This window comes from Acidaminococcus sp. HCP3S3_G9_1, assembly GCF_052122455.1.
Classification (GTDB): domain Bacteria; phylum Bacillota; class Negativicutes; order Acidaminococcales; family Acidaminococcaceae; genus Acidaminococcus.
This window is the reverse complement of the sequence record NZ_JBQKCH010000004.1, coordinates 168,689-180,312: the sequence shown is the minus strand read 5'-3', so window position 1 is coordinate 180,312 and position 11,624 is coordinate 168,689. Positions and strand designations below refer to the sequence as shown.

The window sequence follows — 11,624 nt, the reverse complement described above, 5'->3', positions numbered from 1 at the left end:
TTTTACTGCTTTCGATGGTGAAATTAAAATAAAAACAGACGTGAGCAAAAATCGCTCACGTCCGTGTGTGGTAGATGAATTGGAGCTTACCCCAACATTTGACAAAGAACCAATATTTAGTACAAGGATCCAATGGCTTCCGCAGCTACCTGATTGATGTCTTCCGTGTAGTTGACATAGACACGGGAAACGGTTTCTACTGAATCTCCCAGGATGTGGGCTACCAAGTTGATGTCTCCAGTCCGGGATAACAGAAGCGTTGCGAAAGTATGGCGCAGGGCATGGATGGACCGCCCAGGGAAATGCTTTCTAATCAGGGCGTTCAGTCTGGTTTGCAACGGCTTGATGCTCTTCAGCTGAAAAACGGTTCCAGTGATTGTCATTGGCATGGTTTTCTTCCAGACCGCTAGGGCCTGCAGGACAGTCTGGGACGCTGGGATGATCCGATTGCTGCTACGGGTTTTGCAATAGGTGATTCCATATTTATTATGCCCAATCAGGTTGTACTGTTGCTTTACCTTTATGGTTCTGGCGGTCCAGTTTATGGCGTCCCAGGGCAGCCCCATGATTTCTCCGAACCGCATGCCTGTGTTGGCTCCCAGGATGACTATGAGTTTGTAGGTAGGATTATGATCTACCAGTCTGAGCAGCTGATCTAGTTCTTCGCGACTGAATGCCCGCAGCGTTTTTGGTGTCTTATCCTGGGGCAGCTGTATCCCCTTTGCCGGGTTGACATTGAGGATTTTATAAACCTTGACCGCGTGCTCTAAAACCGGCATAATGAACCGCAGCCGGATCTTTTTGCTGGATGGTTTTCCGTCGATCCCCATAAGAGCATTGGTCAAATCTACCGTTGTCAGCTCTCGGATGGGAATGGCAGCTGTATCCCCTAGGCTCTTGATGCCGTAGTAATAATTCTTCAGTGTGTTTGCAGCCAGGAACTCTTTCCTGTCCCGGGCAAAAATCGGGAAGAAATCCCGGAGGGAGATATCCTTCAGTCGGATATCATCCGTCAGCCCAGCGGTTTCTTTTACCTGGGCCAGGAGGGTATCCTGGTATTTCCTGGCTTCTCTTTGGGTCTTGAATCCTTGTTTGGTCTTCTGCTTCCATCTTTTCCCGACCTTGTAAGACAAGATTAGGCATACAGATCCGTTCTTTTCTCGATAACTGAAACTGTATTCCATAAAAAATCGGCCTCCTTCTGGGCAGAAAGGGGCCTCTGTGGTACAATGATAGAGTAAACCCCTTTGGTAGGTGGGTTACGCTTCTCCCTGTCGGTATTCGCAGTACCGGCGGGGATTTTTTTATTCTTTAGAGCAGTTGATTGCCTTCAAAAGTAAAGTGAATCGGTTTCAGGCTCCCATCTTCCTCTTTGAATTGTGTTTTGAACTGGGAACGGATCATGGCTCCAAAACTGTTCTGGGCATCGACTGTCCCGATAAGAGTAATGACGCCCTGGCTCTTGTAATATTTGAATGTCCCAGAATCAAAGCTTGCAGATTTAGGGGCTTTCAAAACTTTCTTAACCATCTCTTTGCTCTTTCGAGTAACGGTAAGCTCTTCGGAAGTGCTCATGATATAATCACCAATCTGGTGGACCGGTTTTCCATCCGTCCACAATGTGATGGCTCGATATTTAATAGCCAGGAGTTTGTTGTTTTCATCGCAGAAAACATGGATAGTGTTCTTGTCCGGAGTGTAGCTTCCGGCATCGACTTCCAGCACATAGTCATGAGCGCCTTGTTTGGTAGCATCCTTGATCTTCTTGATACCAACGGATTCAAGGGCTTCGTCTAGGGCTTTCGTTTGTTCCATGGTAAAACCATAGTTCTTAGCAAAGACATGCTTTTTTGCTTCTTCTTCCATCTTCTGTTGGGCTGCCTTTTGCTGCTGAGCCTGTTTTACTTCCGGAGGAGTGGTAGCACTGGCCAACCCGGAAAGGACGATACAAGCAGCCAGCCATAAGCCTGCAGCCTTTTTACGATTCCATTCCGGTCTTTTGCCAAAAGTTCCCCATTTAGGTTTGATCAGCGCTACGATCATCATTATCGTAGCAATCATTGCGAGGAATCCGAATAATGCGTACATAACAACACAACCTTTCATTCTCCATCTTTCACATAGATTTCCACATTTTCATTAATCTGAAAATTGGCGGTATTGCTATGACACGAAGCCTCTATGGTATTAATGCTATCCTCTTTGTAAATGTCACCTCCAGTTATATGTTTGACTTCGTGCCGAAAAGCCTCTTTGCGGCCTTCTTCAGAAAGATCTTTATTGACGATGATTGTATAGGAATCATCGGGGTTAGCATGGACCAATGCGGGGACATTAGGGGGGAGCGGTTGATAAGTCAGGATAATAGTCATTCATCGATTCCTTCTTTGGCCTTCAGGCCTTTAATTACAGTCATCACTACTTTTATATCTTCAGGAGTCAAATTTCTGGATGCATCAAACAGGATTCTCTGGCCAGGATTATCCTTTAATTCTTGCGCTAGTTTGGCCGTTTCTGGATCCAGGTAGTAAGGCTTCTCATCATTGCTTTTTTCGTTTGGGTCATCCCAGTCAAGAAGATCTGCGACCGTAGTATTCAACGCATCTGCAAATGCTTTTAGCTTTGATTGGGTCAAATCGTTCACACCAGATTCCAGTTTAGCAATTGTAGAACGTGATTTATATCCAAGTTTATGGGCAAGTTCATCCTGAGACAAACCGGCTTCTTCCCGTCTAATTCTAATTTTATCTCCTAATGTCATATGAACCACTATCCCTTCTGATACATGTCCATGGCTTAATTATATTATTTTAGTTACTATAAATCAACAAAAATAAAAACAGAAAAACTTATGTTGACAATAAATCACAAAAGTTGTATTATCAGCTTGTGATTAAAAATCAACAAAGGAGGTGAGGAAAATGACTGATACTGCGGAGCTAAATGCTGCTATTGCAAGAGCCGGAATAACTAAAAAAGACTTGGTTAAGGCGCTAGGCCTTACTTATGCGGGATTCTGGAAGAAAATCCATAACCTTTCGGAGTTCAAGGCAACGGAAATTAAGAAGCTTCAAGAACTGCTGAAGCTAAGTGACGAAGAACGAGATCACATTTTTTTTGCCGAAATTGGTGATTAATAATCACTAATAGCAAAGGAGAAATGTAATGAAGAATATGGAAATTTTTAAAAGCCATAAGTTTGGTAGTGTCAGAACTTTGATTCTCAATAATGAGCCTTGGTTTGTTGGCAAGGACGTTGCTGAAATACTCGGGTATGCAAAGCCTGAAAATGCCATTGCAAACCATGTGGATGAAGAAGACAAAACCAGTACCCTGATTCAGGGGAGTGGTTCAAATTACAAATGCAAAGCAATCATCATCAATGAATCCGGACTCTACAGCCTGGTTCTATCCAGTAAGCTTCCCTCAGCCAAAGAGTTCAAGCGGTGGATCACTCATGAGGTTATCCCAGCCATCCGACAGCACGGCGCATATATGACACCGGAAGTCATCCAGAAATCCCTGCAGGATCCGGATTTCATGATCCAGATCCTCCAGAACCTGAAGCAGGAACAGGAACGAAACCGGGCCCTGGAAGCCGACAATGAGCGGATGCGGCCCAAAGAGATCTTCGCCGATGCGGTGAGTGTCAGCAAAGACGGCATCCTGGTGGGAGCTTTGGCCAAACTGATTCACCAGAACGGAGTGGAGATTGGGCAGAAGCGGCTGTTCCAGTGGCTGCGGGATCATGGATACCTGATGAAATCAGGAGCGGACAAGAACATGCCGACCCAGCGGGCCAGGGACATGGATCTGTTCAAGGTAAAAGAGCGGACCATCAACAACCCGGATGGCTCCGTGAGACTGACCAGGACAACCCTGGTGACTGGCAAAGGCCAGCAGTACTTCGTGAATAAGTTTCTGGCAGGGAGGGAAGCCCATGACTGAAGAGGGGAAAAAGAAAGAGCCTCATTTGATCATGAGGCTGAAAGACTGGTGGAATTATACTCCTGAAACATTTCGGGAAGAAATCCGACTGGCAAAAAGATATGTTTTGATTGCCATTGTTGTTACACTTTTCAATCTGCTGCTTATCCTTTCACTATCTGCCAAATAGTGATGAGGATACCAACTAATGCAAGCAGAGCTGAAATTTTTGCCCATCGCAAGGTTTCTATCGTGATTTTTTCCTGTGCTTCCGCTTTTTTGATTTCGTAACGGAGGTTCGCACCATGAACAGAAAGGTTGAACGTATCATCAGGCTTGAACTCATACCCTTCTCTGTAATCTTCTGGGCAGTGATCCCAGAAAAGCATAATCTGAGAAGGTGTCGAACGGATTAGACGGGGATCAATTAAACCATGTTTCATTTGGAAATCATCCCCAATCAAGTCGTAAAAGAATCTTGAAGATGCACTTGGAAAGGCTTCGTGCATATCTTTATACCGAACTTTTCCATCATCATCTGCAAGCATAACCAATTTTTCACAATCTTCACGTGAGTACCCCATCGAACTCATCTCCCTTCTCTTGGCATTATACCAAAAGAGGATGTGTATTCGTGTATAGAGATTGTGGAAACGAAGGAGGTGACGGCTATGGAAGACGAGGCCATCGGAGTCAAGGAAGTCATGAAAATCCTGAAGTACTCTGAATCACAGGTCTACAAGATGGTGGCCAGCGGGGCACTGAAAACCTTGAAAATACCCGGCGTCCGGTTTTCCAAGCGTTATATCATGTCCATCCTGAACACTGGAGGGGCCAATTACAATCCGGAATGTGCCATGCTGGAACGGCGCCTCAAGGCAGAACAGGAAAAGAACAGGCAGCTGCGGGCTCTCCTGGTGGAAATCGCCAACCGGAGCCTGGAAGGTGTAAAAAAGGAGGTTTTGGACTAATGAAAAGATTTTATCTGGTTGATGATGACTTTCTCGATGCGGTAGACGACCTGGCCGATAAAGTCGGAGATATTGACGTTTATGGCCATCCTGTGCTGGATGCCAGCGCGGTGATGATTCTGGGCAAAGATCTGGATGACCTGATGACCAAACGTCAGGTTGTCATGGACAAGCTGGATGATGGGTTTGATGTGATGGAAGACGGGAAGGATGATGGTAATGAAGACGCATGACAAACTGGCAGCTGTGGTCCTTGTTTTGGCTGGCCTGACTCTCCTGAGCCACGGAGTATCAGCGGTTGAACGGGAAAAAGCTCCGTATGAGACATATTCCCGAGTAGTCCTGCCAGGACAGTCTCTCTGGGACATCTGTTCTAAATTGAAAAGTTCGGAAGATATCCGGACCATCATCGACCGGTGCCGGGTAGACAATGACATCCCGGATCCAGGGGTTCTCCAACCCGGCAAGGTGCTACAAATTCGGGTCAGAAAGTGAGAAAGGAGAGAAACACATGCCAAAAGACAAGACCAAATGGCGGGCAGCCATCGGCATCAACTGCTGGGAGCTGATCCGGACCAACCGGCAGACGGGTTCCATCGAAGTGTACCCGAAGAAGTTCGCTTCCAGGACAGTAGCCGAAGCGGCCAAACTGGTCCTGAATGGCCAGAAAGCAAAATAAAAAACCGTTGGCACTGCACTGCCAACGGTAGTCAAAAGGTGATAATGCTTCCCAACACTATCACCTCCATTCTATCACGGGAGGATGAAAAATGAAACTTTTGAAATTGAAGCTGGAAAATTTCAAGGGAGTCCGGGAGTTCAGCCTGGATGCAGATGGTAAGAACGTAGCGGTCTACGGATCCAATGGGACAGGGAAATCTACCCTGTTTGATGCCTTCACCTGGTGCCTTTTCGGGAAAAACTCCAAGGACGAAAAGGATTTTGGCATCAAGACCAGGAATGCCATGGGGGACGAAATCCCCAAGATGGAGCATGCCGTGGAAATGACAGTTGAAAACAAAGGCAGAACCATGGTCCTGCGCCGGGAGTATAAAGAACGGTGGCGGAAAGCCAGAGGCACTGACCGGGCAGTTTATGATGGCAACACCACGGACTTCTACTTCGGGCCGGTCGGGGAAGTCCTGACCAAGGTTCCGGGCAGACGCTACCAGGAAATTGTGAGCAGCATGATCCCGGAACAGCTGTTCAAATTGCTGACAGATCCACTGTTCTTCAATGAAAAACTATCCTGGAAAGAAAGACGCAGCATCCTCACCAAGGTATGCGGGGAAGTCAGTGATGCTGATGTGGCTGCTGCGGATCCTGCACTTGCAGAAGTGACAGCCATGGCTGCCGGCCGGTCTATTGATGAAACCCGGCAGGCCCTCAGGCAGACCATCAAGAAAACCTCCGATGCCAGGGCTGAATGTGAGCCCCGAGCCGACGAATGCCGGAAGGCCATGAAACCGCTGACCGCTGAAGAGCATGAGAAGGCAGCAGCCGTCGACCACCTCGAAAAAGTCCTGTCAGATTTACAGGCACAGAAAGCTTCTATCCTGGCTGCAGGGGTACAAGCCAGACTCCAGAGCCAGAAGCTTTCTGTGGAAAACAAGATCCGAGAGCTGGAAGCCAAGCGGGAGGAAGCATACCGGACAGAAGCCAATGAAATCCAGGAACGGCTTGATGCCGAACAGCGCACAGGCACCATGCTTGAAAGAAAGGCCGATGACCTGATGTACAAAGCATCGAAGGTCAAGGTCGAAATCAACCATGCTGAAGAACAGCTCCAGGATCTCCGGAAGTCATGGGATGACGAATACGGAATACAGTTCGAGGGAGGGGAAATCACGACTATCTGTCCCACCTGTGGGCAAACCATGCCGGAAGAAAAGCTCCAGGAAGCCAGGGAATGGATGGAACGTGAGGAAGCTGCCTTCAACAACCAGAAGGCAGCAAAGCTCAAACAAATCAATGAATGCGGGAAAAAGTTGACTGAACAAAAGCAGAAACTGACCGAGGAACTGAAAGACCTGACCGATCAGGCAGCTGCCTTGGGCCCTCAGCTTGAAGAATCCAGGAAGATGGTGAAAGCCATCCAAGCCAAGCTCACAGCCCTGGAGATGCCTCCGGCCGGGAATACGGAAGTGGCTCTCCGGAATTCTCTGGAGAAAATCGAAGATCAGCTTGCTGCCGGTCGGCCCAGCCATGAGGCAGAAGACCTGGATAAAGAAATCTGGGAGGCCAATGAACAGCTGAAAGCAGCCCAGCAGATCCGGAACTACGAGGACGTCAACCAGAAGATACAGGCCAGAATTGGAGAACTACTCCACCAGGGTCGGGAACTGGCCCAGAAGCAGACGGACCTGGAACGGAAGCTGTACCTCTGTGACCGCTTCCTGCGGAAGAAGGCGGAAATGGTCAATGCCCTGGCGGCCAAGAAATTCAAGTATGTCCGGTTCGTCATGTTCAAGCCGAACATCAGCAACGACGGGATCGAAGAGTGCTGCGAGGCTTCCTTCCAGGGAGTCCCTTATAAAGATTTGAACACGGGCTTCCGGGTGAATGCTGGCCTGGATGTCATCAACACTCTGATCGATGTGTATGGGGAAGATGCCCCCATCTTCTTCGATAACGCCGAATCTGTGACCAAATTGATCCCCACCAAAGCCCAGATGATCAGGCTGGTGGTCAGTGAAAAAGACAAGACCCTGCGGGTAGAAAAGGAGAACTGAAATGAACGATTCCAAGGAAGTAGTGAAAAGTACTGGAAAAGGCTTTGTGCAGACGGTTGTGGAAGTAGGCGGACAAAATGGATTCCAGCCTACTAACGCCCAGCTTAACCTAATCCGTGGTTACCAGACAGCTATGACAAACGCATTGCAGAGCAAAGGAATCACCTGGGCAGATATTGTGCTGGACCAGAAGCTGTACCAGGATCTGGTGAACAATGCCCAGATGGGATTTGATATGCGGGTGGAAAATACGCTCTTCCCGATTCCCAGACGGGACAAAAATGCCGGGAAATTCCGGTTCACCTTCCAGCTTGGATCCAACGGATATCTGTGGCGGGCGATGAAGTACAGCTATGGGAAAGTCCAGGATGCGACGCCCAGGCTGCTCTACAAAGGGGACACTTTCATTCCCCATTTCCGTGACATGCACCATCCCTATGACACCTTTGAATACACGCCTAAAGATATCCTGGCAGAGAAGAAGGATGAAGATATCGTGGGAGGCTTCGTTTACATCATCTATGACAACCCCATGCAGAACAAGCTGGTAATCATGAACCGAGCTGAAATCAATAAGCACAGAGCCCTGGCTCAGAGCGACAATGTATGGAGCCAGTGGTATGGGGGCATGGCCAAGAAGACACTGATCATCAAGGCAGCCAAAGCCATTCCCCTGGACCCCAGCAAGATCGATGACGTATACCAGCAATCCAGAATCATTGAAAGCGAGGGGTCCGACCTGGACAACCAGAACAAGATACTGGAAAAACAGGCTACCGGCGAAATCATTGAACCCCAGGAACTTCCGCCGGCTTCTCCTTCCTTGCAGGTACCCATTCCCGCTGCAGTTCCGCAGCAGGAACATAAGAGCAGCGTTGTCATGCCGGAGAAAGCATTTTGAGCATTAAAATCAGGACGATTGCCACCGGGAGCAAAGGGAATTGCTACCTGCTGACCAACTCCCGGGGCGAAGTTCTTATCCTGGAATGCGGCATCCCCTGGAAGAAAATCGCCGAAGCGATCCAGTGGAACCTGTCCAAGGTTGTAGGATGCTGCATCAGTCATGAGCACGGAGACCATGCCAGGGCAGTGAATGATATCCGGAACCATCTGATTCCTATTTACTGCTCCCAGGGTACTGCCCAGCAGCTTGGGCTGGAACAATCAATGCTGTTCCGGAGAGTCGGGTATAAGATTTCCGGCTGCCATGCCCATCACTTTTTCATTTCCGCCATTCCCGCAATCCATGATGCTGCGGAACCGCTGATCTTCATCATCCGGGAATGGGACGCCAATGAAGATGGTGATGTGGTCTTATTCGCCACGGATACCGAGTTCATTCCCTATCGGATCCGGGGACTTACCAAAATGATGGTGGAAGCGAACTACAACTTTGACTACATCAATGATTCCCTGGTTAAGGGTGACCTGATTAAGGCCAGGAAGAACCGGACGGTGAAGACCCATATGGAAATCGGAACCCTGGAGGCCTGGCTGGAGGAAGAAAAGAAAATCGGGGGACTGGATCTGCTGTCGGAAGTCCATCTGATCCATGTAAGCAAGCAGAATGGAAATCCGAAAGAGTTCATCAGGCAGATCCAAAGGATAACAGGAGTCCCTGTCTATTGTGAAGGAGGAAAATGAAATGGAGCAGATATACGTCAATAGCATCAAGAACGACCCGGAGGACCAATGCTGTTATGTGGTGGATTATCTGATTCGACGGGACAACAGTCTGACTGACCATATTGTCCTGGAATGTGAAGAACCAGCACGACCGGAACTGGATGCAGCCATTGCCACGATGCCGGAATATTTCTGCCGACTGGCTGAAATGAGACCTTATTCTGTGATTCCGAGTGACAAGGAATCGAGTCTCATGCGGAGAGTCAAATTTCTAAAGGCATCCAGGGTGCGGGGAAAGAATGGCATACGGTATTCCCTTGCCGTGAAAGTGTACAACCACCTGTTGGGAAAATATGTGACGCTCTCCCTTACCGGGATCCCGGAAGACGCTCTGTCATCCATTGAGCCCTTCAAAAACCTTTTTTGCCGAAGCGGAGCTGTATGCTGGTGGACATCGGGGGCAGAAATCGCTCTTTGAAGAGGAAGAAGAGGACACTGAACCGGAAATAGTACCTCTGCATCAGGCATCCTGACGGAAATCTTTGGAGAAAGGAGGTGATTGCCCATGGCCGATGGCATGAAATGGATCAAAATCGTCACGGATATTTTCGATGACGAAAAGATCCAGTTAATCGAAGCACTTCCCAGTGCAGACTCTATCCTGGTCATCTGGTTCAAGTTATTGGTATTTGCGGGAAAGCAAAATAATGATGGTGTTTTCCGGTTAAATCAACGTATCGCTTATAATGACGAAATGCTTTCGACTCTTTTTCGCAGAAAGCTTTCTACTGTTCATGAAGCTATGAAAACTTTTGAGAATTTTGGCATGGTCGAGCGAATCAATGGCGCTTATGCTATATCAAATTGGAGTAAATACCAGAGCGAATCTGAAAAATTTGATATAGCCCGCGAAAAGAACCGTTTACGACAAAAGAAATGGAGAGAAAAACAGAAAAATGCGCTTTTACAAGCGAGTTGCAATAAAAATAACGTTACTGAGACGTTACTTCACGTCAACGTAACGCTTACAGACCAAGACCCAGACCAAGACCTAGACTTAGACAAAGACCCAACCCATAGGGACGTTTCTTCTGTTCCTGTGGATAAATCTGTGGATAACTTTCCTGTAGACCATGGGCGGGCGGGCTCTTTGAGTGATTCAAAGGTTGGGCAAGAGCTCCTGGCCTTCAGTGACGATTCCGATCTCCAGTCGGCCTTGAAACGGTGGGCCGAAATGCGGGATGGAAAAGGAAAACCGCTGAACCCTACAACGGTACGGAGAAATCTCAGAGAGCTGCGAAAACTGTCGTCTGATCCAAAAGTCCAGCGAACAATCGTTGAACAGTCCACTGAAAAGAATTGGATTGGCTTCTATCCCCTGGACAAGGTCAAGGGAAAACCGAAAAAAGATTGTCCTTTCTGTCATGGATCTGGGGTCTATCAGGGCGATGACGGGAAGTACTACATCTGCAGCTGCAAGGAGGACTGATGATAATGGATAATTTGGAAAAAGTGGAGGATATGATTCACCATCCAAACCACTACACCTGGAAGGGCGTTGAATGCATTGAAGTGATCGAAATCATGACCAGAGGGCTGAGCGGAATGGAAGCTTACTACATGGGGAATATCATCAAATATCTTTTCCGGTACCCGAAAAAAGGGTCCGCAGACATGGATCTGATGAAGGCAGAACAGTATACGAGCTTGCTGAGAAAGTATCTCATGAAGGAAAAAGGCTAAGGAGGGAAGGAGAAAAATCATGGATGAAAAGAAATATCCCTGGGTTGTAGTAGTAGTCGGCGACGGCTATGCCGTGGCCAGAAATGGGAAAGATGGGACGCCTGACGTCACGAATTACTACGCAGAGTGGCAAGATGCCCAGGATGAGGCCGACTGGCGAAACGAGGACGATGGAATCACCGATGCTCCGAGATTCGATGACGATGACTGAGGAGGCAGGACTATGGGCTCTGTTCGTTTTGTGCATGCCGTAGATGATTATTCCGTTGGTAGATTCACGGTCCTGTTCTTGAAGCTGCGCCATTGGCCAAAATTTGACCCTGATACTCTCGCTTTAGCTGACCGTTGCCATACGGAGCATCCGGGTCCTACGGATGCCAGATACTATGATGGATGTATTGCCTTCAACGGAAATTTCTCACTGTCTTATCGAGCCAGGCTAGTGTGGGCCCCGGTAATGGGAGTGCTATTCGAAGTGTCAAGAGGTCCCGTCATTTTTTATCGAAAACCATTTCCGAAAGTCAGTTTGAAAAACTGGATTATTGGAGTAAAAGAGTTTGACCGTAACTTTAAAAAAATCATCAAATCGATGATTATGATAGTACCCCAAGAAGGAGGAAGATGA

At 47.9% G+C, this 11,624-nt stretch carries 19 protein-coding genes and 1 pseudogene; 15 read left to right on the top strand and 5 right to left on the bottom strand.

Annotated features, from left to right (window positions below; genetic code table 11):
• Window positions 1-116: 116 nt before the first annotated feature.
• The 4 genes from ACTQY1_RS04525 to ACTQY1_RS04510 form a co-directional block, all read right to left on the bottom strand.
• A complete protein-coding gene (locus tag ACTQY1_RS04525; protein ID WP_441373857.1) occupies window positions 117-1,184 on the bottom strand; it encodes a tyrosine-type recombinase/integrase in 1,068 nt (355 codons plus the stop codon).
• 127 nt (window positions 1,185-1,311) lie between these two features.
• Entirely contained in the window at window positions 1,312-2,088 is a 777-nt protein-coding gene (locus tag ACTQY1_RS04520) for a hypothetical protein (protein WP_441373856.1), read from the bottom strand.
• 14 nt (window positions 2,089-2,102) lie between these two features.
• Window positions 2,103-2,372 carry a hypothetical protein gene (locus ACTQY1_RS04515; protein ID WP_441373855.1) on the bottom strand — a complete coding sequence of 90 codons (270 nt, stop codon included), beginning with the start codon at window positions 2,370-2,372 and terminating at the stop codon, window positions 2,103-2,105.
• Window positions 2,369-2,761: a helix-turn-helix domain-containing protein gene (locus ACTQY1_RS04510; RefSeq protein ID WP_303226091.1), complete on the bottom strand. Its 393-nt coding sequence runs from the start codon at window positions 2,759-2,761 to the stop codon at window positions 2,369-2,371. The genes ACTQY1_RS04515 and ACTQY1_RS04510 overlap by 4 nt, the downstream gene beginning before the upstream one ends.
• A gap of 160 nt (window positions 2,762-2,921) precedes the next feature.
• Here ACTQY1_RS04510 and ACTQY1_RS04505 point away from each other — a divergent pair, with 160 nt between their 5' ends.
• The 4 genes and pseudogenes from ACTQY1_RS04505 to ACTQY1_RS04490 all read left to right on the top strand — a co-directional run bounded on the left by ACTQY1_RS04505 (window position 2,922) and on the right by ACTQY1_RS04490 (window position 4,117).
• A complete protein-coding gene (locus tag ACTQY1_RS04505) occupies window positions 2,922-3,137 on the top strand; it encodes a toxin-antitoxin system, antitoxin component, Xre family protein (RefSeq protein ID WP_441373854.1) in 216 nt (71 codons plus the stop codon).
• A gap of 28 nt (window positions 3,138-3,165) precedes the next feature.
• Window positions 3,166-3,459, top strand: a pseudogene (locus tag ACTQY1_RS04500) (BRO-N domain-containing protein); the annotation flags it as partial.
• 36 nt (window positions 3,460-3,495) lie between these two features.
• Window positions 3,496-3,948: a phage antirepressor KilAC domain-containing protein gene (locus ACTQY1_RS04495; RefSeq protein ID WP_441373858.1), complete on the top strand. Its 453-nt coding sequence runs from the start codon at window positions 3,496-3,498 to the stop codon at window positions 3,946-3,948.
• Window positions 3,941-4,117 carry a hypothetical protein gene (locus tag ACTQY1_RS04490; protein WP_337543729.1) on the top strand — a complete coding sequence of 59 codons (177 nt, stop codon included), beginning with the start codon at window positions 3,941-3,943 and terminating at the stop codon, window positions 4,115-4,117. Before ACTQY1_RS04495 ends, ACTQY1_RS04490 begins: the two co-directional genes overlap by 8 nt.
• Here ACTQY1_RS04490 and ACTQY1_RS04485 read toward each other — a convergent pair.
• Window positions 4,092-4,520 carry a hypothetical protein gene (locus ACTQY1_RS04485; RefSeq protein ID WP_441373853.1) on the bottom strand — a complete coding sequence of 143 codons (429 nt, stop codon included), beginning with the start codon at window positions 4,518-4,520 and terminating at the stop codon, window positions 4,092-4,094. The two genes, ACTQY1_RS04490 and ACTQY1_RS04485, sit on opposite strands and share 26 nt — an antisense overlap.
• Before the next feature lie 78 nt (window positions 4,521-4,598).
• Here ACTQY1_RS04485 and ACTQY1_RS04480 point away from each other — a divergent pair, with 78 nt between their 5' ends.
• From ACTQY1_RS04480 to ACTQY1_RS04430, 11 genes are all read left to right on the top strand, one after another.
• The gene (locus tag ACTQY1_RS04480) at window positions 4,599-4,898 is read left to right on the top strand and encodes a helix-turn-helix domain-containing protein (RefSeq protein WP_417208821.1); all 300 of its coding nucleotides are present in this window, start codon (window positions 4,599-4,601) and stop codon (window positions 4,896-4,898) included.
• On the top strand, window positions 4,898-5,131 hold the full coding sequence (locus ACTQY1_RS04475) for a hypothetical protein (protein ID WP_417208823.1): 234 nt from the start codon (window positions 4,898-4,900) through the stop codon (window positions 5,129-5,131). Before ACTQY1_RS04480 ends, ACTQY1_RS04475 begins: the two co-directional genes overlap by 1 nt.
• A gap of 278 nt (window positions 5,132-5,409) precedes the next feature.
• Window positions 5,410-5,577, top strand: coding sequence for a hypothetical protein (locus ACTQY1_RS04470; RefSeq protein ID WP_441373852.1), 168 nt, complete (start codon window positions 5,410-5,412; stop codon window positions 5,575-5,577).
• A 91-nt stretch (window positions 5,578-5,668) separates the two neighbouring features.
• Window positions 5,669-7,630, top strand: a complete 1,962-nt coding sequence (locus ACTQY1_RS04465) for an AAA family ATPase (protein WP_441373851.1) — start codon at window positions 5,669-5,671, stop codon at window positions 7,628-7,630.
• A gap of 133 nt (window positions 7,631-7,763) precedes the next feature.
• On the top strand, window positions 7,764-8,531 hold the full coding sequence (locus ACTQY1_RS04460; RefSeq protein ID WP_441373850.1) for a recombinase RecT: 768 nt from the start codon (window positions 7,764-7,766) through the stop codon (window positions 8,529-8,531).
• On the top strand, window positions 8,528-9,274 hold the full coding sequence (locus tag ACTQY1_RS04455; protein ID WP_441373849.1) for an MBL fold metallo-hydrolase: 747 nt from the start codon (window positions 8,528-8,530) through the stop codon (window positions 9,272-9,274). Before ACTQY1_RS04460 ends, ACTQY1_RS04455 begins: the two co-directional genes overlap by 4 nt.
• A 1-nt stretch (window position 9,275) precedes the next feature.
• Window positions 9,276-9,734 carry a hypothetical protein gene (locus ACTQY1_RS04450; protein ID WP_441373848.1) on the top strand — a complete coding sequence of 153 codons (459 nt, stop codon included), beginning with the start codon at window positions 9,276-9,278 and terminating at the stop codon, window positions 9,732-9,734.
• 87 nt (window positions 9,735-9,821) lie between these two features.
• Window positions 9,822-10,745, top strand: a complete 924-nt coding sequence (locus ACTQY1_RS04445; protein ID WP_441373847.1) for a phage replisome organizer N-terminal domain-containing protein — start codon at window positions 9,822-9,824, stop codon at window positions 10,743-10,745.
• 5 nt (window positions 10,746-10,750) lie between these two features.
• Window positions 10,751-10,999 carry a DUF3310 domain-containing protein gene (locus tag ACTQY1_RS04440; RefSeq protein WP_441373846.1) on the top strand — a complete coding sequence of 83 codons (249 nt, stop codon included), beginning with the start codon at window positions 10,751-10,753 and terminating at the stop codon, window positions 10,997-10,999.
• A 19-nt stretch (window positions 11,000-11,018) separates the two neighbouring features.
• Window positions 11,019-11,210, top strand: coding sequence for a hypothetical protein (locus tag ACTQY1_RS04435; protein WP_441373845.1), 192 nt, complete (start codon window positions 11,019-11,021; stop codon window positions 11,208-11,210).
• A gap of 12 nt (window positions 11,211-11,222) precedes the next feature.
• On the top strand, window positions 11,223-11,624 hold the full coding sequence (locus ACTQY1_RS04430; RefSeq protein ID WP_441373844.1) for a hypothetical protein: 402 nt from the start codon (window positions 11,223-11,225) through the stop codon (window positions 11,622-11,624).

Bases quoted from the DNA above. Each gene is read 5' to 3' on its own strand.
- ACTQY1_RS04460 (WP_441373850.1), top strand. From the start codon at position 7,764: ATGACAAACGCATTGCAGAGCAAAGGAATCACCTGGGCAGATATTGTG.
- ACTQY1_RS04465 (WP_441373851.1), top strand. From the start codon at position 5,669: ATGAAACTTTTGAAATTGAAGCTGGAAAATTTCAAGGGAGTCCGGGAG.
- ACTQY1_RS04490 (WP_337543729.1), top strand. From the start codon at position 3,941: ATGACTGAAGAGGGGAAAAAGAAAGAGCCTCATTTGATCATGAGGCTG.
- ACTQY1_RS04440 (WP_441373846.1), top strand. From the start codon at position 10,751: ATGGATAATTTGGAAAAAGTGGAGGATATGATTCACCATCCAAACCAC.
- ACTQY1_RS04435 (WP_441373845.1), top strand. From the start codon at position 11,019: ATGGATGAAAAGAAATATCCCTGGGTTGTAGTAGTAGTCGGCGACGGC.
- ACTQY1_RS04430 (WP_441373844.1), top strand. From the start codon at position 11,223: ATGGGCTCTGTTCGTTTTGTGCATGCCGTAGATGATTATTCCGTTGGT.
- ACTQY1_RS04475 (WP_417208823.1), top strand. From the start codon at position 4,898: ATGAAAAGATTTTATCTGGTTGATGATGACTTTCTCGATGCGGTAGAC.
- ACTQY1_RS04485 (WP_441373853.1), bottom strand. From the start codon at position 4,520: ATGAGTTCGATGGGGTACTCACGTGAAGATTGTGAAAAATTGGTTATG.
- ACTQY1_RS04510 (WP_303226091.1), bottom strand. From the start codon at position 2,761: ATGACATTAGGAGATAAAATTAGAATTAGACGGGAAGAAGCCGGTTTG.
- ACTQY1_RS04480 (WP_417208821.1), top strand. From the start codon at position 4,599: ATGGAAGACGAGGCCATCGGAGTCAAGGAAGTCATGAAAATCCTGAAG.
- ACTQY1_RS04520 (WP_441373856.1), bottom strand. From the start codon at position 2,088: ATGTACGCATTATTCGGATTCCTCGCAATGATTGCTACGATAATGATG.
- ACTQY1_RS04450 (WP_441373848.1), top strand. From the start codon at position 9,276: ATGGAGCAGATATACGTCAATAGCATCAAGAACGACCCGGAGGACCAA.
- ACTQY1_RS04470 (WP_441373852.1), top strand. From the start codon at position 5,410: ATGCCAAAAGACAAGACCAAATGGCGGGCAGCCATCGGCATCAACTGC.
- ACTQY1_RS04445 (WP_441373847.1), top strand. From the start codon at position 9,822: ATGGCCGATGGCATGAAATGGATCAAAATCGTCACGGATATTTTCGAT.
- ACTQY1_RS04505 (WP_441373854.1), top strand. From the start codon at position 2,922: ATGACTGATACTGCGGAGCTAAATGCTGCTATTGCAAGAGCCGGAATA.
- ACTQY1_RS04495 (WP_441373858.1), top strand. From the start codon at position 3,496: ATGACACCGGAAGTCATCCAGAAATCCCTGCAGGATCCGGATTTCATG.
- ACTQY1_RS04515 (WP_441373855.1), bottom strand. From the start codon at position 2,372: ATGACTATTATCCTGACTTATCAACCGCTCCCCCCTAATGTCCCCGCA.
- ACTQY1_RS04525 (WP_441373857.1), bottom strand. From the start codon at position 1,184: ATGGAATACAGTTTCAGTTATCGAGAAAAGAACGGATCTGTATGCCTA.